The organism is Paraburkholderia nodosa DSM 21604, assembly GCF_000519185.1.
Lineage (GTDB): Bacteria > Pseudomonadota > Gammaproteobacteria > Burkholderiales > Burkholderiaceae > Paraburkholderia > Paraburkholderia nodosa.
The window spans coordinates 186,316-208,402 of sequence record NZ_JAFA01000008.1 but is presented as its reverse complement, the minus strand read 5'-3'; the positions used below and the strand labels follow the sequence as shown (position 1 = coordinate 208,402).

The window sequence follows — 22,087 nt, the reverse complement described above, 5'->3', positions numbered from 1 at the left end:
CCGACCCGGCACGATATTCTCCTGCCGTCCGGCGCACTGGCCCCAGGGTCAATACGGCGCCGGAGCGCAACGAAGACGCAAAAGGATTCGCTTGAAACTTCCCTACGAATGGCAGATAGGCTGGCGCTACACCCGCGCCGGCAAACGCACGACCGGCAACGGGTTCATCTCGTTCATCGCGCTCATTTCGATGTCGGGCATCGCGCTCGGCGTCGCGGCGCTGATCGTCGTGCTCTCGGTGATGAACGGCTTCCAGCGCGACGTGCGCGACCGCATGCTCTCCGTGCTCGCGCACATCGAGATCTTTTCGCCCACGGGCACGATGCCCGACTGGCAACTCACCGCGAAGGAAGCGAAGACCAATCCTGAAGTCATCGGCGCGGCGCCTTACGTGGACGCCCAGGCGCTGCTTACGCGCGGCGACAGCGTAAACGGCGTCGCGCTGCGCGGCATCGAGCCTTCCGAGGAGCCGCAGGTTTCGGACATCGGCAAGGAAATGAAGGCGGGCAGCCTGAACGACCTCACGCCCGGCAGCTTCGGCATCGTGCTCGGCGCGGATCTCGCCGTGAACCTGGGCGTGACAGTGGGCGACAAGGTCACGCTCGTCGCGCCCGAGGGCTCGATCACGCCGGCCGGCATGCTGCCGCGCCTGAAACAGTTCACGGTGATGGGCGTGTTCGAGTCGGGCCACTACGAGTACGACAGCACGCTCGCGCTCACCAACATCCGCGACGCCGAGGTGCTTTATCGGCTGGGCGCGCCAAGCGGCGTGCGCCTGCGCCTGAAGGACATGCAGCGCGCACCGGCGGTGGCGCGCCAGCTCGTGCATACGCTCTCGGGCGACCTCTATATCCGCGACTGGACGCAGCAGAACAAGACCTGGTTCTCGGCCGTGCAGATCGAAAAACGCATGATGTTCATCATTCTCACGCTCATCATCGCGGTCGCGGCGTTCAATCTCGTTTCGTCTCTCGTCATGACCGTCACCAACAAGCAGGCCGATATCGCGATCCTGCGCACACTCGGCGCGCAGCCGGGCTCGATCATGAAGATCTTCGTCGTGCAGGGCGTGACGATCGGCTTCGTGGGCACGGCCATCGGCATCGCGCTCGGTTGCCTGATCGCGTGGAGCATTCCATGGAGCGTGCCGGCGATCGAGCATCTGCTCGGCATTCAGTTCCTGCCGCCGTCGGTCTATTTCATCAGCGAGCTGCCTTCGGAACTCGTGGCTTCCGACGTGATCCGCATCGGCGCGATCGCGTTCGTGCTGTCCGCGCTCGCCACGCTCTATCCGAGCTGGCGCGCGGCCAAGGTTCGTCCCGCGGAGGCGCTGCGCTATGAATGACCGTCAATCGCTCATCGCCGCGGCGGGCGATTATCCGTACGTGCTCGAAGCGCACGGCGTGTCGAAGGTGTTTGGCCAGGGCCAGCTTGCGGTGCAGGTGCTGCACGACACCGATCTGAAAGTGAAGCGCGGCGAGAAGCTCGCAGTGGTGGGCGCGTCGGGCTCGGGCAAGAGCACGCTGCTGCACGTGCTCGGCGGCCTCGACGAGCCGGGCGCGGGCAAGGTCTCGGTGCTCGGCAAGCCGTTCACCGAGCTATCCGAGCGCGAGCGCAACGAACTGCGCAATCGCGCGCTGGGCTTCGTCTATCAGTTCCACCATCTGCTGCCGGAGTTTTCGGCGCTCGACAACGTGGCGATGCCGCTGCGCATTCGCCGCATGACGCAGGAAGACGCGCGGGCCGAGGCGATGCAGATCCTCGAACGCGTGGGCCTCTCGCATCGCGCGCGCAACCGGCCGGGCGAGTTGTCGGGCGGCGAGCGCCAGCGCGTGGCCGTCGCGCGCGCGCTCGTGACGAAGCCCGCTTGCGTGCTCGCCGACGAGCCCACGGGCAACCTCGACGGCGCGACGGCGGATAACGTCTTCAACCTGATGCTCGAACTTTCCGACCAGTTCGATACGAGCTTCGTAATCGTCACGCACGATTCCGACCTCGCGGCGCGCTGCGATCGCATCGTGCGCCTGCGCGACGGCATGCTTCAAGAGGAACCGGTCGTACCGGTCTGAGCCTTTTCGCGAGCGAGCGCCATGTGGACCGACACGCACTGCCATCTCGATGCCGCCGAATTCGACGCCGACCGCGACGCGGTCGCGTCGGCGGCGCACGCGGCCGGCGTGTCGCGCATCGTGATCCCGGCGGTGGCGCGCGAGAACTTCGAGGTGGTGCGCGCGCTCGCGCACCGCACCGCGGGCGCGGTCTACGCGCTCGGCATCCACCCGCTCTACACGCCGCAGGCGCGCGACGAAGACCTTGAAGTGCTGCGCCGCGAAATCGAGGCGAGTCTCGATGATCCGCGCTTCGTCGGCATCGGCGAGATCGGGCTCGATTACTTCGTGGCGGGCCTCGACGAGGCTCGTCAACAGCACTTCTACGATGCCCAGCTGCGCCTTGCGCGCGAGTTCGGCTTGCCGGCGATCTGCCATGTGCGCAAATCGCAGGACCAGGTGCTCAAGGGGCTGCGCCGCAATGGCGTGAAAAGCGGTATCGCGCATGCGTTCAACGGCAGCTTCCAGCAGGCGCGAGCATTCATCGATCAAGGGATGCATCTGGGCTTCGGCGGCAATGTGACGTTCGAGCGCGCGCTGCAGATCCGCAGGCTCGCGCAGCAGTTGCCGCTCGAGGCAATCGTCATGGAAACCGATGCGCCGGATATCTCGCCCGCCTGGCTTTATCGCGCGCGCAACACGCCCGACCAGGTGCCGCGCATCGGCGCCGTGCTCGCAGGTTTGCGGGGCTTGAGCCCCGAGGAACTCGCACTTGGCACGACGGCTAACGCGGCGGCTGCGCTGCCGCGGCTCGCGCTTTCGTCTGCATAATCGTTTCCAGGGTGGCGTGCACAACGTGCATATAACGCGGCGCGATTGACGCGGTCCGTGCATTCAGCCCCCTCGTTGCGAGGAGGCAGGATGCGGGGGATTTGGTGCGGGTTTGCGCTGGGCGTGATTGCCTTGCAGCGACAGGCGGCGTTGCCGGGGTGGGGCGCGTGGCTCGGGCTCGTTCTGGCAACCGTGCTCGCGGCCGGCTGGGCGGTATGGGCGTTGGGCGCCGCGCCGCCGGCCGACGAATCTCACGAGATGGCGCGCCGGGTGTTCGGGTTGTCCTGCGGGCGACGCTGGCGCATGGCGGGTGGCTGGGCGGCGGTGTGGTTTGCGGCCGGATGTGCGGGCTTCGGCTACGCGGCGTGGCGCGCCGAGACGCGGCTTGCTGAGGCACTTCCCGCAGCCTGGCAGGCGCACGACATCGACATCGCCGGTTATATCTCCAGCTTGCCTTCCTACGGCGCGAACGGCGCAAGCTTCCTCTTTCGTGTCGAATCCTGGGAGACGCACAAAGCCGCCACGCCGCTGCCGCATCTGATTCAGTTGTCGTGGGTGGCGCGCGAGGCGCCGCTGCCGCCGCTCGTGCCCGGCGCGCGCTGGCGGCTTGCCGTGCGGCTCAAACGCCCGCATGGCAACGGCAACTTCGGCCTGCGCGATACGGAAGTCGCACTGCTCGCGCGCGGCGTGCGCGCCATCGGCTATGTGAGCGATCCCGCGCATGCCGTGCGTCTGCCCGTTGACGCCGCCGGCATCGGCGTGCGCATCGAGCGGGCGCGCGCCGCGCTGCGTGCGCGCATCGATGCGGTGCTCGGCGATGCGCCGCATCGCGGCATCGTCATCGCGCTCGCAACCGGCGCGCAGGACGCGGTCAGCGACGCGGACAGGCGTCTGATGCGCAATACGGGCACGAGCCATCTGGTGGCGATTTCCGGGCTGCATCTCGCGTTCGTCGCGGGGCTCGCTGGGTGGGTCGCGGGCGCCCTGTGGCGGCGCGCGCGCTGGCGCGGCGTCGAGGCGCCGCTCATCGTGCCCGCGCAGAAAGTGGCCGTTGCGGGCGCGTTGCTCGCGGCGGGGATCTATGCCGCGCTCGCAGGCTTCAATGTGCCGGTGCAGCGCGCGCTCTGGATGCTGGCGGTCGTTGCGCTCGCGCTATTCGCTGGGCGCGAGGTCGCGCGCTCGCACGTGCTGGCGTGGGCGCTCGGGCTCGTGCTGCTGCGCGATCCGTGGGCGGTGACGGCAGCCGGCTTCTGGCTCTCGTTTTGCGCCGTCGGGGCGATCCTCTTCGCGGCGAGTGGCGTGCCGCGCTTGCACAGGAACGCGCCGCAGGATTCTGGCGCGGACACCGACGATCCGATGCGCGACCGAACTGAGCCATTAGCGGGGCCAGCCGCGCGCGACGGCTGGCTTCGACGTCTTGCCGCCATGGCGCTTCCGCCTGATGGCTGGCGTGGGGCGATACGGCGTCTTGCGTCACGTCTCGGCGATGGCGCTCGCGTGCAGTGGGCCGTGACGCTCGCGCTCGCGCCGCTCACCGCCTGGTGGTTCGCGCAAATACCGCTCATCGGTCCACTCGCCAATGCGTTTGCGATTCCCTGGGTGAGCATGCTCGTCGCGCCGCTGGTCATCGCGAGCGCGGCAATGCCCGCGCCGATCGACGCGCTCGCGCTGCGCGCCGCACATACCTGCCTCGATTGGCTGGTTGTGGCGCTGAGCGCGCTGGAGAGCCTGCCGTGGGCGGTTTTGCGGCTGCCGCAACCCGGAGCGTGGCCGCTCGCCTGCGCGGCAGTGGGCGTCGCCTGGTGGCTTGCGCCGCGCGGCTGGCCGCTGCGCTGGATCGCGCCGTTCACGTGGTTGCCGCTACTGGTGCCCGCGCCCACGGGGCCGCCGCCGGGCGCTTTCCGGCTCACGGCGCTAGACATTGGGCAGGGCACGTCGGCGCTGGTCGAAACGGCCCGGCATCGCCTGCTGTTCGATGCGGGTCCGGGCCCCGAATCGACGCAGGCGGGCGAGCGCATCGTCGTGCCGTATCTGCAGGCGCACGGCATAGGGCGCCTCGACGCGCTGATGATCAGCCACGACGACTCCGATCATTCGGGCGGTGCGCAAGCCGTGCTCGATGCCGTCGACGTAGGGGCATTCGTGGCGGCCATGCTGCCCGCGCATCCGCTGTGGGCGAGCGCGCGCGCAAAGGGCGCGCAGGCCGTGCAGTGCGCCGCGGGCCAGCGCTGGCGGTGGGACGGCGTCGACTTCGAAGTGCTGTGGCCCGACCCCGGGCCGCTCGCGGGCAAACCCAACGCGCATTGCTGCGTCCTGCGAGTGACGACGGCGGCCAGCGCCGCGCCCGACGCGCAAGACGGGCCGGTCTCCGCGCTGATCGCCGCCGACATCGAAGCGGGCGTCGAGCGCACGCTGGTCGCGCGCGACCCCGGGCGGCTGCGCGCACAGGTGCTGGTCGTGCCGCACCACGGCAGCCGCAGCTCGTCGACTGAACCGTTCCTCGATTCTGTCTGGCCGCTCGTCGCGATATTTCAGGTAGGCTATCTGAACCGCTTTCATCACCCGCATCCGGGCGTCTACGCGCGCTACGCGGGCCGCCACATCGTGCTCGCGCGCAGCGACGCGGATGGCGCCGCGCGCGTGGAGGCGCGCCCCGGCGCACTCGCCGTCGAGCGATTTCGCGATACGCAGCGGCGCTACTGGACGGACCCGCCGACGCAGGACTGACGCGCCGGGCCGCTGGCAGCGTGAAGCAGGTGCGCACGACGAAAGAGATCAACAAAATAGAGAGACACGCCGCCTTTGAAAAACGTCATCCATTTCTCGCACGCGAACGGCTTTCCTGCCTCGACGTATCGTACGTTCTTCGCCGAACTGGGCGACAACTACGAACTGCGCTACATCGAGCGCATCGGGCACGACGCGCGCTTTCCCGTCACCCGCGACTGGCCGCATCTGGTCGAGCAACTGCTCGACGACATTGGGCGCACCTATGAGGAGCCCGTCTGGCTCGTCGGCCATTCGCTCGGTGGCTATCTGTCGCTGATGGCCGCGCTGAAAAAGCCGCAGTGGGTCAAGGGCGTCGTCATGCTCGATTCGCCTGTGATCGCGGGGTGGCGCAGCAGCATGCTGCGGGTCTCGCAGTGGACCGGCCTCGACGACCGCCTGTCGCCGGCAGTCGCCACGCGCACGCGCCGCACAAACTGGGCGAGCCGCGACGAGGCCTGGCGGCATTTCCATTCGAAGGCGGCGTTCGCGCGCTGGGACGAGCGCGTGCTATCCGACTATGTCGACTTCGGCATTCCTCAGACCTCGGTCGACGGCGGCCGCACGCTCGCCTTCGACCGCCTGACCGAATACATGATTTACCGCACGCTGCCGCACACGCTCGGCGCGCGGCTCGTGCACGGGTCGCCCGTGCCGGTGAGCTTCGTCGCGGGCACGCAGTCGCGTGAAGTCCGCCAGGTCGGGCTTGCGGCAACACGGCGCATTGCTGGCGAGCGCTTCGAGTGGATCGAGGGCAGCCATCTGTATCCCATGGAGCGTCCGATCGAGACTGCGCGCGCGGTGCAGCGCATGCTTTACGCCATGGAAAACGGAGCCTGAGCGGCCGCTTCCCGGCGTGGTTGCTTGCACGGCAGGGTAGAGCGCGGGGCAACGCGCCGCGCGTCGTTTCTGCGCGCTCAAAATTCAGGGTTAGCCCTTGCTTTCAGGTATAATCCGTTTTTCCCGCGAGCATCCAGCGATGACCAAATATGTTTTCGTCACCGGCGGCGTAGTTTCCTCCCTTGGCAAGGGTATTGCCGCCGCCTCCCTCGCCGCGATCCTCGAATCGCGCGGTCTGAAAGTCACCCTCCTCAAGCTCGATCCCTACATCAACGTCGACCCCGGCACGATGAGCCCGTTTCAGCACGGCGAAGTGTTCGTGACGGAAGACGGAGCGGAAACCGACCTCGACCTTGGCCACTATGAGCGCTTCATCTCCACGAAGATGCGCAAGGCCAACAACTTCACCACGGGCCAGATCTACGAATCGGTGATCCGCAAGGAACGCCGCGGCGACTATCTGGGCAAGACCGTGCAGGTCATTCCGCACATCACGAACGAGATCCAGGCATTCATCGAACGCGGCGCCGCATCGGCGACGTGCGGTGAGCCGGATGTCGCGATCGTCGAAGTGGGCGGCACGGTGGGCGACATCGAGTCGCTGCCGTTCCTCGAGGCCGCGCGTCAGATGAGCCTGCGCCTTGGCCGCAACAGCGCGTGCTTCGTGCACCTCACGCTGGTGCCGTTCATCGCCACGGCGGGTGAGCTCAAGACCAAGCCCACGCAGCACAGCGTGCAGAAGCTGCGCGAAATCGGTATCTATCCGAACGTGCTGCTGTGCCGCGCCGACCGCCGCATTCCCGACGACGAGCGCTCGAAGATCTCGATGTTCTCGAACGTGCCCGAAGACGCCGTGATCTCGGTGTGGGACGCCGACAGCATCTACAAGATCCCGCAGATGCTGCACGACCAGGGCCTCGACTCGATCGTCTGCGACGAACTGAAGCTCTCCGCCAAGCCGGCCGATCTGTCGATGTGGGCGGAGATGGTCGAAAAGCTCGAGCATCCGAAGCACGAAGTCACGATCGGCATGGTCGGCAAGTACGTCGACCTGACCGAGTCGTACAAGTCGCTCATCGAAGCGCTGCGTCACGCTTCGATCAAGACTTCGGCGAAGGTGAACATCGAGTACATCGACTCCGAGCAGATCGACGAAGAGGGTGTCGAGAGCCTCAAGCATCTCGACGCGATCCTCGTGCCGGGCGGTTTCGGCCGTCGCGGCACCGAAGGCAAGATCAAGGCCATCCAGTACGCTCGCGAAGCGAAGGTGCCGTACCTCGGCATCTGCCTCGGCATGCAGCTCGCCGTCATCGAGTTCGCGCGCGACGTGGTGGGCCTGAAGCACGCGAACAGCACGGAATTCGATCCGGACACGCCCGACCGCGTCGTCGCGCTCATCACCGAATGGGCCGACCGTGAAGGCAAGGTCGAGAAGCGCACCGAAGACTCGGACCTCGGCGGCACGATGCGGCTGGGTTCGCAGCGCTGCCCGATCAAGCCCGGCACGCTGGCAGCAGAGATCTATGGCAAGGACGTGAACGAACGTCACCGCCACCGTTATGAAGTCAATAACGGCTACGTGCCCAAGCTCGAGGCCGGCGGCCTTATCATCAGCGCCCGTACCCCGAGCGAAGACCTGCCGGAAATGATGGAGCTGCCGCGCGATATGCACCCGTGGTTCGTCGGCGTTCAGTTCCACCCGGAATTCACGTCCACGCCGCGTGACGGCCATCCGCTGTTCAAGGCATACGTCGAAGCGGCGGTCGCGCACCAGCAGGCGCACGCTGAGGAGAAAGCATGAACCTGTGCGGTTTCGAGGTTGGCCTCGACAAGCCGTTCTTCCTGATCGCAGGCACCTGTGTCGTCGAATCTGAGCAGATGACGATCGACACGGCGGGCCGCCTGAAGGAAATCACGTCGAAGCTTGGCATCCCGTTCATCTACAAGTCGTCTTACGACAAGGCCAATCGTTCGAGCGGCAAGTCGTTTCGCGGCCTCGGGATGGACGAGGGCCTGCGCATCCTCTCCGAAGTGAAGCGTCAGCTCGGCTTGCCCGTGCTGACCGACGTGCACTCGGAAGAAGAGATCGGGCCCGTCGCATCGGTCGTGGACGTGCTGCAGACGCCCGCGTTCCTGTGCCGCCAGACCGACTTCATCCACGCGTGCGCGCGTTCGGGCAAGCCTGTCAACATCAAGAAAGGCCAGTTCCTCGCGCCGCACGACATGAAGAACGTGATCGACAAGGCGCGCGAAGCCGCGCGTGAGGCGGGTCTTTCCGAAGACCGCTTCTTCGCCTGCGAGCGCGGTGTTTCGTTCGGTTACAACAACCTCGTCTCGGACATGCGCTCGCTCGCTATCATGCGCGAGACGGGTGCGCCGGTCGTGATGGACGTCACCCACTCGGTGCAGTTGCCGGGCGGGCAGGGCACGAGCTCGGGCGGTCAGCGCGAATTCGTGCCGGTGCTGGCCCGCGCGGCCGTCGCCACGGGCGTGGCGGGTCTCTTCATGGAGACGCACCCGAACCCCGCGCAGGCGAAGTCCGACGGCCCGAACGCCGTGCCGCTGAACCGCATGGCCGACCTGCTCGAAACCCTCGTGACGCTCGACCAGGCGGTCAAGCGCACGCCGTTCCTCGAGAACGACTTCAGCTGAGCCGGGAATTACGCAGTACGGCGCGCCGCTTCGATTGCATGAGCGGCGCGATGGAGGAGCAGCGCGGCGCAACGCACCGTGCTCGATGTACAAGGCAGCGTGGCAGCGCATCGGTCACGGGAACGTGAGCGTTGCGCTGCGGCAAGTTGAACCTGGCGAGCGCGCAGCCTGTCCCATGTGACGGTGTGCCCCGAACGAGCATAGAAACTGTGCCTCGCGGGCCGATGCAGCAGGCGGCGCAGCGCGCGCAAGAATTACTGTCATTTCCTGAGGAAACCATGAGTGCAATCGTAGATATCATCGGTCGCGAGATTCTGGATTCGCGCGGCAATCCCACCGTCGAATGCGACGTGCTGCTCGAATCGGGCACGATGGGCCGCGCGGCAGTGCCGTCGGGCGCATCCACGGGCTCGCGCGAAGCGATCGAACTGCGCGACGGCGAAACCGGCCGGTACAACGGCAAGGGCGTGCTGAAGGCCGTCGAGCACATCAACACCGAAATCTCCGAGGCGATCATGGGCCTCGACGCGTCGGAACAAGCCTTCCTCGACAAGACCCTGCTCGAGCTCGACGGCACCGACAACAAGTCGCGCCTCGGCGCAAACGCGATGCTGGCCGTTTCGATGGCCGTCGCGAAGGCCGCCGCTGAAGAAGCCGGCCTGCCGCTGTACCGCTACTTCGGCGGCTCGGGCGCGATGCAGCTGCCGGTCCCGATGATGAACATCGTCAACGGCGGCGCGCACGCGAACAACAGCCTGGATATTCAGGAATTCATGATCGTGCCGGTGAGCCAGCCGACCTTCCGTGAAGCGCTCCGTTGCGGCGCGGAAGTGTTTCACGCGCTCAAGAAGATCCTGTCGGATCGCGGCATGAGCACGGCAGTGGGTGACGAAGGCGGCTTCGCGCCGAACTTCGGCAGCAACGACGAGTGCCTCTCGACCATCCTGCAAGCCATCGAGAAGGCCGGCTACCGCGCCGGTGAAGACGTCCTGCTCGCGCTCGACTGCGCAGCGAGCGAGTTCTACCACGACGGCAAGTACCAGCTCGCGGGCGAAGGCCTGCAACTGTCGTCGGCCGAATTCGCCGACTACCTCGCGACGCTCGCCGACAAGTTCCCGATCGTTTCGATCGAAGACGGCATGCACGAGTCCGACTGGGCCGGCTGGAAGCTCTTGACCGACAAGCTCGGCAAGAAGGTCCAGCTCGTGGGCGACGACCTGTTCGTGACCAACACGCGCATCCTGAAGGAAGGCATCGAGAAGGGCATCGCCAACTCGATCCTGATCAAGATCAACCAGATCGGCACGCTGACGGAAACCTTCGCGGCAATCGAGATGGCCAAGCGCGCCGGTTACACGGCCGTGATCTCGCACCGCTCGGGCGAAACCGAAGACTCGACGATCGCCGACATCGCCGTGGGCCTGAACGCGGGTCAGATCAAGACCGGTTCGCTCTCGCGCAGCGACCGCATCTCGAAGTACAACCAGCTGCTGCGCATCGAGGAAGATCTCGGTGATATCGCCAGCTACCCGGGCAAGTCGGCGTTCTATAACCTCCGCTAAGCGGACCCGGCGCCGGCAGCAGCCTTGCTGTCACCCTTTCGTCATCTCTCTCCGCCGCCCTGCGTATAGCGCAGGGCGGCGTGTATTTATCCGGCACCTTTCATGCGGCTTGTCACTGTCGTTCTGATCATCCTGCTTGTGCTGATCCAGTACCCGCTCTGGTGGGGCCATGGTGGTTGGCTGCGTGTCCACGAACTGCAGCAGCAACTCGCGCAGCAGCAAAAGCAGAACGACGACGAGAAACTGCGCAACGAACGCATTGCGGGCGAAGTGCAGGATCTGCAGAGCGGCACGGCGGCGGTCGAGGAGCGTGCCCGCTATGAGATGGGTATGGTGAAGGACAGCGAGGTGTTCGTGCAGTTCGTTTCGCCGAACCAGACGCCGCCGGTTACACCGAGCGGCTCGTCGAATACCTCGACGCGCGGCGAGATGTCGGCAGCGCCGGTGAGGGTGGTGCCGAACCCCGTTTCGCGTGTGCCCGAGAAGAAGCACGGGCACGGGAAGGAAGCGAAGAAGGCGGGTTGAGTGCCGCGCTTGCGCTGAGCAGGTGGGCAAGCAAGGCAGCAAACAAAAGGCGCGGCATCGAGCCGCGCCTTTTTTCGTCGTGAGCGTTCGCGGCGCGACGCCGCGCGATTACCAGCCCCAGCCTGGATAGCCGTAGCCAATCCCCGTACCCCAGCCGTGCCCCCAACCGCCGCTGTAATAGCTGCCGTAGACGGTGACCGGCGGCGCGTACGCGCGCGACCAGGCTTGCGCCGCGGCTTCCGCGGCCATGGCGTTGTCCTGTTCGGCGAGCACCTGACGGTCGATCGCGTCGTAGCGCGCTTTTTCGTCGGGCGTGAGCACGGGTGCGGTAACCGGGAGGCCCGACTGCGCCGGGGGCAGTCGGCTGTAGATCGGCGACGGGCCCGGCGGGGCCATCATGCAGCCGCTCGTCGACACAACGGCCGCGCCGAGCGTCGTGAGTACGAGCAACGCGCTCACGCGCGGCCTGCGGTCACGCAATGGACGTACGAAGCGCCTGTTCTTGATCATGCTCCTCTCCATCTGTCGGACGCCTAAGCAATTTGCGATGAAGGCAGGTCCGTATTGCGATCCGGTCCCCGGGCCTGTCGACGTGCCGCTGCCCCGGGCGGCGACGCAACCCGCGTTGCGCCGCATCGGCGTGATCGCCTCAGTGTGCCCTGGTGCGCCTCAGATTGCTTCGGCTTGCTTCAGCTCGTCTCAATGGCGACGCTCGGCCGCGGGGCTCACGCTTTCTGAGAGCCCCGTCACGGCAAAAAGTTGCGCGACATCCACGGGGTCGAACTCATAGCGCTGATTGCAGTAGTCGCAATGAATCTCGACATGACCGCGTTCCTCGATCACGCCGTCGACTTCCTCGCGGCCCAGCATCTTGAGCATCGCGCCCACCTTTTCGCGCGAGCACGAACACTGGAAGCGCGGCGCCAGCGGCTCGAAGTGACGCACGTTCTCCTGCCAGAAGAGGCGGCGGAACAAGGTCTCGCCGTCTTCCTTGAGCATTTCGTCGCGCGTGAGCGTGCCGCCGAGCGTACAGACACGCTCCCAGGTATCGAGGTCGTGTTCGCCCTGGTGCGGCACGATTCCGCCGTCGCCCGGCAGCTTCTGGAGCAGCATGCCGACCGCGCGGTCGTCGTTGGCGGCGAGCCAAAGGCGCGAGTCGAGCTGTTCCGAGTGATGCATGTAATGCTCGAGCACGGCAGCGATCGACTTGAGCGGGCCGTCTTCGCCGTTCAGCGGCACGATGCCCTGGTAGGGCTGCTGGCCCGGCTGCTTTTTCGCGGGGTCGAGCGTGATCACGCAGCGGCCCTGGCCGTCCGGATTCACGAGGTCGGCGAACGTGAGTTCCTCGCCGAGCGGCAGGGCGTTTTCGCCCGTGAAGTCTTCGCCGAGGCGGGCGGTCGCGCGCATCGTCAGATCCGAGCCGCACTGCACGACCAGCATCTTCACGGGGCCGTCGCCGAAGATCTGCATGATCAGCGTGCCGTCGAACTTGAGATTCGCCGAGAGCAGCGCGCACGCCGCCATCATCTCGCCGAGCACGGTGCGCACGGGCGCCGGATACTGGCGGCGCTTGAGCACTTCCTGCCACGTGTTGCCCAGCGAGACGATCTCGCCGCGCACCGGCGCTGCGCTGAACATGAATTTTTGCAACTGGTCGTTCACAATCTTTTCCTTCGTTTCAATCGGGGCGGCGCGGCCCGCGCCGCACACGGCGAGAGCGTGGCGCTGTCAACCGATGCGCACGAGCTGCGCCTTGAAATATTCGCGGCGCTGCGCGTAGACATCCGCGTTGCGCTTGAGACCGGCGATGTCGGCCTCGGTCAGCTCACGCACGACCTTGGCCGGTGCGCCGAGAATCAGCGAGTTGTCGGGGAACACCTTGCCTTCCGTGACCACCGCACCCGCGCCAACCAGACAGTTGCGGCCGATTACCGCGCCATTCAAGACCACCGCCTGAATGCCGATCAGCGCGCCTTCCTTCACGGTGCAGCCGTGCAGCATGGCCTGATGGCCCACGGTCACGTTCGCCTCGAGCGTGAGTGGATAGCCGGGATCCGTGTGGAGCACCGCGCCTTCCTGAACGTTGCTGCGCGTGCCGACGGTGATCGGCTCGTTGTCGCCGCGCAGCGTCGCGCCAAACCAGACGCTCGCGTCTTCGGCCAGTTCAACCTTGCCGATGACGGTCGCGTTGTCCGCGACGAACACGCTTTCGTGAATGGTCGGTGCGGCTTCGCCAAGCTTGTAGATGGCCACGGTGTTGAGTCTCCTATGTCTTTCGGGGCTGCTGCCGGTCTGCTGGCGACGCGCAACGGCTGCGGACGACGCAAGGCAGGTGAATCGCGTATTGTAAACGGTTGCGTGCGCGATCCGCTTGGGGGGCTTTTCGGGCGCCCGCGCGCGTCAGCTTTTCAGTCCCGCTTTTCGGTCCCTGTTTCTTCTGCCGATGAATTCCGTTTTCTCCGCCGCCAGCGCGAGCGCTGATGTCCCAACACCAACAGATGCCGAGCCCGCCTGTTGGCGCGTCGTCGCGCTCGCCGCGCTGCGCGAATGCGACCCGGTCGCCAAGGCCGATGCGGTGCGCGCACTGCACGTGCAAACTCAGGCTCAGTCCGCTACGCCGCGCTGGGAACCGCAACGCGTCATCGCGACGCCGGCCGGCTTGCCTGGCCGCCCCGCCGAGCCGCCGCTCGTCGAGCCGCGCGAACTGCAGCGCCGCAGCATGAGCACGCCTCAGGGCCGTGTGGTGCTGCTGCACGCGCTGGCCCACATCGAATTCAACGCGATCAATCTCGCGCTAGACGCGGTCTGGCGCTTCCCCGCCATGCCCGACGCCTTCTACGCCGACTGGCTCAAGGTCGCGGCAGAAGAGGCGTATCACTTCTCGCTGCTGCGCGCGCGGCTCGCCGACTATGGTCACGCATACGGCGACTTCCCCGCGCACAATGGCCTGTGGGAGATGTGCGAGCGCACCAGCGCCGACGTGCTCGCGCGCATGGCGCTCGTGCCGCGCGTGCTGGAGGCGCGCGGGCTCGACGCCTCGCCGCCCATCCGCGCGCGCCTGAAACAGGCTGGCGACGACGAATCGGCCGCGATCCTCGACATCATCCTGCGCGACGAAGTGGGACACGTGCGCATCGGCAACCATTGGTTCCGCCACCTGTGCGAGGCGCGCGATCTCGACCCGCACGCGGCATGGCTCGCGCTCGCGGAGCAGTACCACGCGCCGCGCATGCGCGGTCCATTTAACTTCGAGGCGCGCCGCTCGGCGGGTTTCGACGAAGCCGAACTGGATACGCTGGCGGCCCAGGACGCCGCGAAGCCGCCAACGGAGCGGCAATCGAACGAATGACCTACCACGAATGACGGACTGCAAACGCCCAGCGCCTATATAATTGAACGATCATTCTTTTTTGCGGCAGCGCAAATGAATCAATCCCGATCCGAATCTGTCGAAGTCAACGGCATCCGGCTGCACGTGCGCCGCTGGGGCGCAGAGGGCGCGCCCGTGCTCTTCATGCTGCACGGCTGGATGGACGTGGCGGCGTCGTTCCAGTTTGTCGTCGACGCGCTGGATGCACGCGGCGGTGACTGGCAGGTCATCGCACCCGACCTGCGCGGCTTCGGCCTCTCCGACTGGCCCGTTGCGCGGGGACAGGGCAGCAACTACTGGTTCCCCGACTACCTCGCCGATCTCGATGCGCTGCTCGCCCATTACGCGCCCGAGGGACAGGTGGATCTCGTCGGGCATAGTCTCGGCGCGAACATCGTGTGCCTCTATGCGGGCGTGCGGCCCGAGCGCGTGCGCCGCGTGGTCGACCTGGAGGGTTTCGGGCTGCCGGCGCCGTCACCCAGACAGGCGCCGGGCCGCATGCGCGAGTGGCTCGACGAAGTGCGCACGCCGCCGCGACTGCGCACGTACGCGTCGCTCGACGAGGTGGCCGCGCGGCTCGTGAAGACCAATCCGCGTCTGATCGCACCGCGCGCGCGCTTCCTCGCAGAACACTGGTCGAAGCCGGACGGCGAGGGCGGCTATGTGCTGCTCGGCGATCCGGCGCACAAAATGCGCGGTCCGCTGCTGTACCAGCTCGACGAGGTGATGGCGATCTGGTCGCAGGTGAGCGCGAGGGTGTTGCACGTCGAAGCGGCTGGCTCCGAAACGCTCGCGCGGCTCGCGGGGGCGGTGCCCATCGACGAATTCAAGAAGCGTTTCGAGGCGTTTCCCGACTGGCGCGAACGGATCGTCGACGGGGCGGGGCACATGGTGCACCACGATCAGCCGGAAGAGGTCGCGCGCCTGATCGAGTCGTTCTGCGCGAAAGCGTAAGGCACATCGGGCGCGCATTCGGGCGTCGGCTACGCTTCAGGCGCCGCCCGACGACTTCACTGCGTTGCAGTAAAATGGAGGTTCATCCTTTTCCCGTATCCAATGAACGCCGATCTCCACTGTCACTCCACTGTCTCCGACGGCCAACTGGCCCCGGCTGCCGTCGCGCAGCTGGCGAAAGCGGGTGGCGTGGGCTTGTGGGCGCTCACCGATCATGACGTGCTCGGCGGCCAGCGAGAAGCGCGCGAGGCGGCCGAGGCGCTCGGCATGCGCTATTTGAGCGGCGTCGAGATTTCGGTCACCTGGGCGTCGCGCACGGTGCACATCGTCGGTTTGCATGTGGATACCGAGTGTGCCGCGCTCGTCGACGGGCTCGCGCGCACGCGTGACGGCCGTGCGGCGCGCGCCGAAGCCATCGGCGAGCGGCTCGGCGAACTCGGCATTCCCGACGCGTACGAAGGCGCATTCCAGTACGTCTCGAATCCCGACCTGGTCTCGCGTACCCACTTCGCGCGCTTCCTTGTCGAAAGCGGCCGTGCGCAGAACACCCAGGACGCGTTTTCGCGCTGGCTCGGCGAAGGCAAGCCCGGTTACGTCGCACACCGCTGGGCCAGGCTCGCCGACGCCGTAGCGTGGATCAAGGCGGCGGGCGGCGAGGCGATCATCGCGCATCCGGGCCGCTATGCTTATACCCAGCTCGAATTCGACACGCTCTTCGGCGAATTCATCGATCTGGGCGGCAAGGCCATCGAAGTCGTCACCGGCAGCCATACGCGCGACCAGTACGCCGAGTACGCGGCCGTTGCGCGGCGCTTTGGCTTCGAGGCGTCGCGCGGTTCGGACTTCCATGCGCCCGGGCCCGACGCGATCGAGCCCGGCACGCTGCCGCCTTTGCCTTCCGATCTCAAGCCTGTCTGGGAGCGATGGCTGTAGGCCGCGCACGGCGCGTGGCCCACTGATCCCGCCTGTTTGCTGCAAGGCGTTTCGCACCGGTCAATCCAGCTTTGTCGTCGCTTTGTGGTAACTACGTGCAGTCGCCTGCCGTTCTCGCGCATCGTCCCGCTGTTTTCATCGCCATTCGTCAGCTGATTACTGCCATGTCCCAGTTCTTTCGGCTTCACCCAGAAAACCCGCAGCCGCGTCTCGTCAAGCAGGCGGTGGAGATCATCCGCGACGGCGGTGTGATCGCGTTGCCCACCGATTCGAGCTACGCGCTCGCCGCCCGCATCGACGACAAGCAGGCCGCCGAGCGCCTGCGCCGCATCCGAGGGCTCGACGAAAAGGCGCTGCTCTCGCTGATGGTGCGGGACCTGTCCGAACTCGCGAACTTCGCCATGGTGGACAACCGCCAATACCGGCTCATCAAGTCGGTGACGCCGGGCCCGTATGTGTTCGTGCTGGTGGCGACGAAGGAAGTGCCGCGGCGCCTCTCGCATCCGTCGCGCAAGACGATCGGCCTGCGCGTGCCCGGGCATCCGATTCCGCTTGCGATTCTCGAAGAACTGGGCGAGCCGCTGCTTGCCTCCACGCTAATCTTGCCGCCCGACACCGAGCCGCTCAACGACCCTGACGAGATTCGCGAGCGCCTCGAGAAGCAGGTCGATCTCGTGATCGACGGCGGGGCTTGCCCGTGCGAGCCGTCCACCGTGATCGATCTCACAGGGGAAGAACCGGTGCTCGTGCGGCCGGGGCGGGGCGCGTTGGCGCCGTTCGGCATCGAGGAAGAAGAGGCGTGATGAGACATGCGCGGCGCGAACGTGGCCAGAGCGCATTGACGCATTGATACAATAGCCCGCCATGGAAGCCAATCTTATTCAGACGATCGTCGTCTACGCCTTGCCGGTGATCTTCGCGATCACGCTGCACGAAGCCGCGCACGGCTACGTCGCGCGCATGCTCGGCGACAACACCGCGTATGTGCTCGGCCGCGTCTCGTTCAACCCGATGCGCCACATCGACCCGATCGGCACAATCGCCATGCCGCTCGTGCTCTATTTCCTGACGAACGGCGCGTTCGTGTTCGGTTACGCGAAGCCGGTGCCGATCGCCTTCAGCAATCTGCGCAATCCGCGCTGGGGCACCCTGTGGGTCGCGGCGGCCGGGCCGCTGTGCAACTTCGTGCAGGCCATCATATGGGGTGTGTTCGGCGTGGGACTCGCGGTGCTCGGCGTAGACGAGCCGTTCTTCACGCGCATGGCCGCCGCCGGCGTGGGCGTGAATCTCGTGCTCGGCGTGCTGAATCTCTTTCCGCTGCCGCCGCTCGACGGCGGCCGCGTGCTCGGGGCGCTCCTGCCCACGCGCGCGAGCATTGCGCTCGCCCGTATCGAGCCCTACGGTTTCATCATCGTGATGGGGTTGCTCGTGAGTGGCATCTTCACGCGATTCTGGCTGCGCCCGCTCGTGAGTCTAGGTTACGACGCGGTCACGGCCATCCTTACCCCACTTGTGTCGCTCTTTTCATAACATCATGTTCCCAGACCGTATCTTCTCCGGCATGCGGCCCACCGGGTCGCTGCACCTCGGCCACTATCACGGCGTGCTGAAAAACTGGGTGCGCCTGCAGTCCGAGTATCCGTGCTTCTTCTGCGTGGTCGACTGGCATGCGCTCACCACGCACTACGAAACGCCGGATGTCATCGAGAAGAACGTCTGGGACGTGCTGATCGACTGGCTCGCTTCGGGCATCGACCCGAACCAGGCCACGCTCTTCATCCAGAGCCGCGTGCCCGAGCACGCCGAACTCGCGCTGCTGCTCGGCATGAGCACGCCGCTGTCGTGGCTCGAGCGCGTGCCGACCTACAAGGAACAGATCGAAAAGCTGCGCGACAAGGACCTCGGTACCTACGGCTTCCTCGGCTACCCGGTGCTGATGGCCGCCGATATCCTGCTGTACCGCGCGTCGCTCGTGCCGGTGGGCGAGGATCAGGTGCCGCACGTCGAGATGGCGCGCGAAATGGCGCGGCGCTTCAACTACATGTACGGCCGCGAGCCGGGCTTCGAAGAGAAGGCCAACGAGGCGGCGAAGAAGCTGGGTGGCAAGCGCTCGAAGCTCTACCACGAGCTGCGCAACGCTTATCAGCAGGAAGGCAATGACGAGGCGCTCGAACAGGCCCGCGCGATGCTTTCGGAGTCGCAAAGCCTCTCGATGAGCGATCGCGAGCGTCTCTTTGGCTACCTCGAAGGCTCGCGCAAGATCATTCTGCCGGAGCCGCAGGTTCTGTTGACGGAAGCCTCGCGCATGCCGGGTCTCGACGGCCAGAAGATGTCGAAGTCGTACGGCAACACCATTGGCCTGCGCGAAGACGCCGAGTCGATCACGAAGAAGGTCCGCACCATGCCGACCGACCCCGCGCGCGTGCGCCGCACCGATCCGGGCGATCCCGACAAGTGCCCGGTGTGGCAACTGCACCAGGTCTACACGGACGAGCAGACGCACGACTGGGTGCAGAAGGGTTGCCGTTCGGCCGGCATCGGTTGTCTGGAGTGCAAGCAGCCGGTGATCGAGGGCATTCTGCGCGAGCAGCAGCCCATGCTCGAGCGCGCGCAGAAGTACATGGACGACCCGTCGCTGCTGCGTGCAATCGTCGCTGACGGCTGCGACAAGGCGCGCAAGTTCGCCAACGAGACGATGCGCGACGTGCGCGAGGCCATGGGCCTCTCGTACAGCTGATCGAGCCGATGACGTCGACGCCTGCCGCCGGTTCGCTGGCCCACGGGCTTGCCGAGCCGTCGCGCTGGGTGCGCCGCTGGGCGCACCTCATCGCGCCCGGCGGCACGGTGCTCGACGTGGCCTCCGGCGCGGGTCGGCACACGCGCTGGCTGGCTGGCCAGGGGCACCCGGTGACGGCGCTCGATCGCGACGCCGCCGCGCTCGCCACGTTGCATGACGTAGCAGGTGTCGCGACTCTAGCGTGCGACCTCGAAGGCGCGCCCTGGCCGCTCGCGCCGGACGCCCGCTTTGCCGCCGTGGTCGTCACGAACTACCTGCACCGCCCGCTCATGCCGCGTCTCATTGAGGCGCTGGCGCCGGGCGGCGTCCTGATCTACGAAACCTTCGCCCAGGGCAACGAGACGGTGGGAAAGCCATCGAACCCCGCTTTCCTGCTCGCGCCCGGCGAGTTGCTGGCGGTCTGTACGCCGGCGCTGAGGGTAATCGCCTATCAGGACGGATTTCTTTCGCAGCCGCGTGAGGCGTATATTCAGCGCATCTGCGCGGTACGGGAAAAAACGACCTCGGTGTCCCTCGAAAGAGCCGGTAATGTACCTGAGAACCAGGTCCTTCCCGTAACGCGTTACGATCTGACCGGCTAATCCGCTACAATCGCGGTTTAACCGACTCATTTTTCTGGCGTTTCATGGCTAACGGCACTCAGGACGGCATTACGCTGCAAGGCAGCATTCCCGCGATCGTCACCCCCATGCACGAGGACGGCAGTCTCGACCTGCCGGCATTCCGCAAACTGATCGACTGGCACGTGGAAGAGGGGACGGATGCCCTCGTCGTCGTCGGTACGAGCGGGGAGTCCGCCACGCTGGACGTCGAAGAACACATCCTGATGATCAAGACGGCGGTCGAGCACGCCGCTGGCCGTATGCCGATCATCGCGGGCGCCGGCGGCAATTCCACCGCCGAGGCCATCGAACTCACGAAGCACGCGAAGGAAGTGGGCGCACAGGCGTCGCTCCAGGTCGTGCCCTATTACAACAAGCCGACCCAGGAAGGCATGTACCGTCACTTCGCGAAGATCGCGGAGGACGTGGATCTGCCGGTCATCCTCTACAACGTGCCGGGCCGTACGGTCGCGGACATGGCGAACGAGACCATCCTGCGTCTGGCCGAAGTGCCCGGCATCATCGCGGTGAAGGAGGCGACGGGTAACATCGACCGCGCCGCGCACCTCATCAAGCATGCGCCGAACGGCTTCAAGATTTTCAGCGGCGACGATCCCACGGCGATCGCGCTGATGCTGCTCGGCGGACACGGCAATATTTCGGTGACCGCGAACGTTGCGCCGCGCCAGATGAGCGACCTGTGCAAGGCCGCGCTCGCCGGCGACGCGAAAACGGCGCGCGCGATCCATATGAAGCTGTTGTCGCTGCACAAGAACCTGTTCATCGAATCGAATCCGATTCCGGTGAAGTGGGCGCTGCAGGAACTCGGCCGCATCGAAGGCGGCATCCGACTGCCGCTCACGCCGCTCGATGCGCGCTACTACGACGTGGTGCGCGCCGCGCTGCGCGAAGCCGGTCTGGCTGGCTGATCCAATCAGCCAGTCGCCGATTTTTCAACCGACGCCGCCACGGCCCACCCGCCCAATCACTGATAGACCTCGGACCAACCCTGGACCCATCGTCTCGCAGAGCAAGGCTTAGCGTTCCCGTATCACGAAGGCCCACATGAAACGTTCCGCTTTTTCCCTCCACGCAACCCGCATGGCGGTGCTGGCGCTTGCACTCGGCTCGCTCGCAGGCTGCGAGTCGCTGAACGACATGTTCGCGTCCGATCGCGTCAACTACAAGGACACGCCGACCGCGCCGCCGCTGAATGTGCCGCAGGATCTGTCATCGGCGCCGAACGACCAGAAGTACGTCGCGCCGCCGCCCACGATTACGCTTGGCGGCTCCGCTCAGCGCACGGTCATGCCGGCCGGCAACGCCACACTCGGCGTGCCGGATGCGCAGGATCCGTTCGGCATGCACGTGGAGCGCGACGGCGACCGCCGCTGGCTCGTGGTGGACGGCCGCTCGCCTGACGACGTCTGGCCGCAGTTGCAGGAATTCTGGACGGAGAATGGCTTCACGCTGACGACCGATTCGCCGTCCACGGGCATCATGACGACCGACTGGGCCGAGAACCGCGCCAACATTCCGGACGACTGGTTCCGCCGTACGATTGGCCGCGTGATCGACTTCGCGTACTCGTCGGGCACGCGCGACCGTTTCCGCGTGCTGGTTTCGCGTGGCCCGGACGGTCAAACGGACATTTCCGTCACGCATAACGCCATGGAAGAAGTGCTGACGGGCCAGGACAAGACGGGGTCGAAGTGGGTCGAGCGTCCGCGCGACCCGGCACTCGAAGCCGCGTTCCTCGCCAAGATCATGCAGAAGTTCGGCCTGACCGACGCGCAGTCCAAGCAACTGCTGACCGATGCGCGCCCGTCGACGGCCGGCGTCAAGGTCGCTGCCGGTCCTGAAGGCACGACGCTCGACCTGCCCGAAGCGTTCGACACCGCGTGGCTGCGCGTGGGCCTCGCGCTCGACCGCACGAACTTCACGGTCGACAATCGCGACCGCGAGAAGGGCCTCTACTACGTGCGCTACGCCGATTCGATGCAGGAACTCAAGGGCGATGGCCTGCTCGGCAAGCTCTTCTACAACCCGAAGAAGGCCACGAAGGATCAGGGTCCGGAATACCTCGTGGCGGTGCGCTCGACGGGCAATTCGACCCAGGTTGCCGTGGTCGACCAGAGCGGCCGCGTCGACACCTCGTCGGACGCCCAGCGTATCGTCTCCGCGCTCCACGCGCAGTTGAACTGACG

Annotated in this window: 21 protein-coding genes; 18 read left to right on the top strand and 3 right to left on the bottom strand. The window is 66.2% G+C overall.

From position 1 onward, the window contains the following. Positions 1–91 precede the first annotated feature (91 nt). From A3CW_RS0114160 to ftsB, 9 genes are all read left to right on the top strand, one after another. Entirely contained in the window at positions 92–1,345 is a 1,254-nt protein-coding gene (locus A3CW_RS0114160) for a lipoprotein-releasing ABC transporter permease subunit (RefSeq protein WP_028204162.1), read from the top strand. After that, the gene (lolD, locus tag A3CW_RS0114155) at positions 1,338–2,069 is read left to right on the top strand and encodes a lipoprotein-releasing ABC transporter ATP-binding protein LolD (protein WP_035512962.1); all 732 of its coding nucleotides are present in this window, start codon (positions 1,338–1,340) and stop codon (positions 2,067–2,069) included. Before A3CW_RS0114160 ends, lolD begins: the two co-directional genes overlap by 8 nt. A gap of 21 nt (positions 2,070–2,090) precedes the next feature. Continuing rightward, the gene (locus A3CW_RS0114150) at positions 2,091–2,879 is read left to right on the top strand and encodes a TatD family hydrolase (protein WP_028204160.1); all 789 of its coding nucleotides are present in this window, start codon (positions 2,091–2,093) and stop codon (positions 2,877–2,879) included. A gap of 90 nt (positions 2,880–2,969) precedes the next feature. Next, positions 2,970–5,606, top strand: coding sequence for a ComEC/Rec2 family competence protein (locus tag A3CW_RS0114145; protein ID WP_028204159.1), 2,637 nt, complete (start codon positions 2,970–2,972; stop codon positions 5,604–5,606). Positions 5,607–5,681: 75 nt separating this feature from the next. Beyond that, a complete protein-coding gene (locus tag A3CW_RS0114140) occupies positions 5,682–6,485 on the top strand; it encodes an alpha/beta fold hydrolase (protein ID WP_028204158.1) in 804 nt (267 codons plus the stop codon). Between the two features lie 139 nt (positions 6,486–6,624). Next, positions 6,625–8,286 carry a CTP synthase gene (locus tag A3CW_RS0114135; protein ID WP_028204157.1) on the top strand — a complete coding sequence of 554 codons (1,662 nt, stop codon included), beginning with the start codon at positions 6,625–6,627 and terminating at the stop codon, positions 8,284–8,286. Next, positions 8,283–9,137 (top strand): 3-deoxy-8-phosphooctulonate synthase, encoded by an 855-nt coding sequence (gene kdsA / locus A3CW_RS0114130; RefSeq protein WP_028204156.1) that lies wholly within the window; start codon positions 8,283–8,285, stop codon positions 9,135–9,137. Before A3CW_RS0114135 ends, kdsA begins: the two co-directional genes overlap by 4 nt. Before the next feature lie 278 nt (positions 9,138–9,415). After that, on the top strand, positions 9,416–10,699 hold the full coding sequence (gene eno, locus A3CW_RS0114125; protein WP_028204155.1) for a phosphopyruvate hydratase: 1,284 nt from the start codon (positions 9,416–9,418) through the stop codon (positions 10,697–10,699). 102 nt (positions 10,700–10,801) lie between these two features. Next, entirely contained in the window at positions 10,802–11,224 is a 423-nt protein-coding gene (gene ftsB, locus A3CW_RS0114120; RefSeq protein ID WP_028204154.1) for a cell division protein FtsB, read from the top strand. A 108-nt stretch (positions 11,225–11,332) separates the two neighbouring features. Here ftsB and A3CW_RS0114115 read toward each other — a convergent pair whose 3' ends face one another. The 3 genes from A3CW_RS0114115 to A3CW_RS0114105 form a co-directional block, all read right to left on the bottom strand. Next, positions 11,333–11,734 (bottom strand): hypothetical protein, encoded by a 402-nt coding sequence (locus A3CW_RS0114115; protein WP_245623635.1) that lies wholly within the window; start codon positions 11,732–11,734, stop codon positions 11,333–11,335. A 189-nt stretch (positions 11,735–11,923) separates the two neighbouring features. Continuing rightward, positions 11,924–12,886: an Hsp33 family molecular chaperone HslO gene (hslO, locus tag A3CW_RS0114110; protein ID WP_028204152.1), complete on the bottom strand. Its 963-nt coding sequence runs from the start codon at positions 12,884–12,886 to the stop codon at positions 11,924–11,926. Positions 12,887–12,952: 66 nt separating this feature from the next. After that, positions 12,953–13,477, bottom strand: coding sequence for a gamma carbonic anhydrase family protein (locus A3CW_RS0114105; RefSeq protein WP_028204151.1), 525 nt, complete (start codon positions 13,475–13,477; stop codon positions 12,953–12,955). 190 nt (positions 13,478–13,667) lie between these two features. On the opposite strand from A3CW_RS0114105, the gene A3CW_RS0114100 reads away from it, so the two are divergent. From A3CW_RS0114100 to bamC, 9 genes are all read left to right on the top strand, one after another. Continuing rightward, positions 13,668–14,573, top strand: a complete 906-nt coding sequence (locus A3CW_RS0114100; RefSeq protein WP_081771659.1) for a ferritin-like domain-containing protein — start codon at positions 13,668–13,670, stop codon at positions 14,571–14,573. Between the two features lie 75 nt (positions 14,574–14,648). Then, complete coding sequence (locus tag A3CW_RS0114095) at positions 14,649–15,548, top strand: alpha/beta fold hydrolase (protein WP_028204149.1); 900 nt, start codon at positions 14,649–14,651, stop codon at positions 15,546–15,548. Positions 15,549–15,650: 102 nt separating this feature from the next. Further along, the gene (locus tag A3CW_RS0114090) at positions 15,651–16,481 is read left to right on the top strand and encodes a 3',5'-nucleoside bisphosphate phosphatase (protein ID WP_028204148.1); all 831 of its coding nucleotides are present in this window, start codon (positions 15,651–15,653) and stop codon (positions 16,479–16,481) included. A 164-nt stretch (positions 16,482–16,645) separates the two neighbouring features. Further along, positions 16,646–17,284 (top strand): L-threonylcarbamoyladenylate synthase, encoded by a 639-nt coding sequence (locus tag A3CW_RS0114085; RefSeq protein ID WP_028204147.1) that lies wholly within the window; start codon positions 16,646–16,648, stop codon positions 17,282–17,284. A 61-nt stretch (positions 17,285–17,345) separates the two neighbouring features. Further along, positions 17,346–18,011: a site-2 protease family protein gene (locus A3CW_RS0114080; RefSeq protein WP_028204146.1), complete on the top strand. Its 666-nt coding sequence runs from the start codon at positions 17,346–17,348 to the stop codon at positions 18,009–18,011. A 4-nt stretch (positions 18,012–18,015) separates the two neighbouring features. Then, a complete protein-coding gene (locus A3CW_RS0114075; RefSeq protein ID WP_028204145.1) occupies positions 18,016–19,218 on the top strand; it encodes a tryptophan--tRNA ligase in 1,203 nt (400 codons plus the stop codon). 8 nt (positions 19,219–19,226) lie between these two features. After that, complete coding sequence (locus A3CW_RS0114070; RefSeq protein WP_051481454.1) at positions 19,227–19,859, top strand: class I SAM-dependent methyltransferase; 633 nt, start codon at positions 19,227–19,229, stop codon at positions 19,857–19,859. 44 nt (positions 19,860–19,903) lie between these two features. Next, entirely contained in the window at positions 19,904–20,809 is a 906-nt protein-coding gene (dapA, locus tag A3CW_RS0114065; protein ID WP_028204143.1) for a 4-hydroxy-tetrahydrodipicolinate synthase, read from the top strand. A gap of 136 nt (positions 20,810–20,945) precedes the next feature. Next, positions 20,946–22,085 (top strand): outer membrane protein assembly factor BamC, encoded by a 1,140-nt coding sequence (gene bamC, locus A3CW_RS0114060; protein WP_028204142.1) that lies wholly within the window; start codon positions 20,946–20,948, stop codon positions 22,083–22,085. Positions 22,086–22,087: the final 2 nt, after the last annotated feature.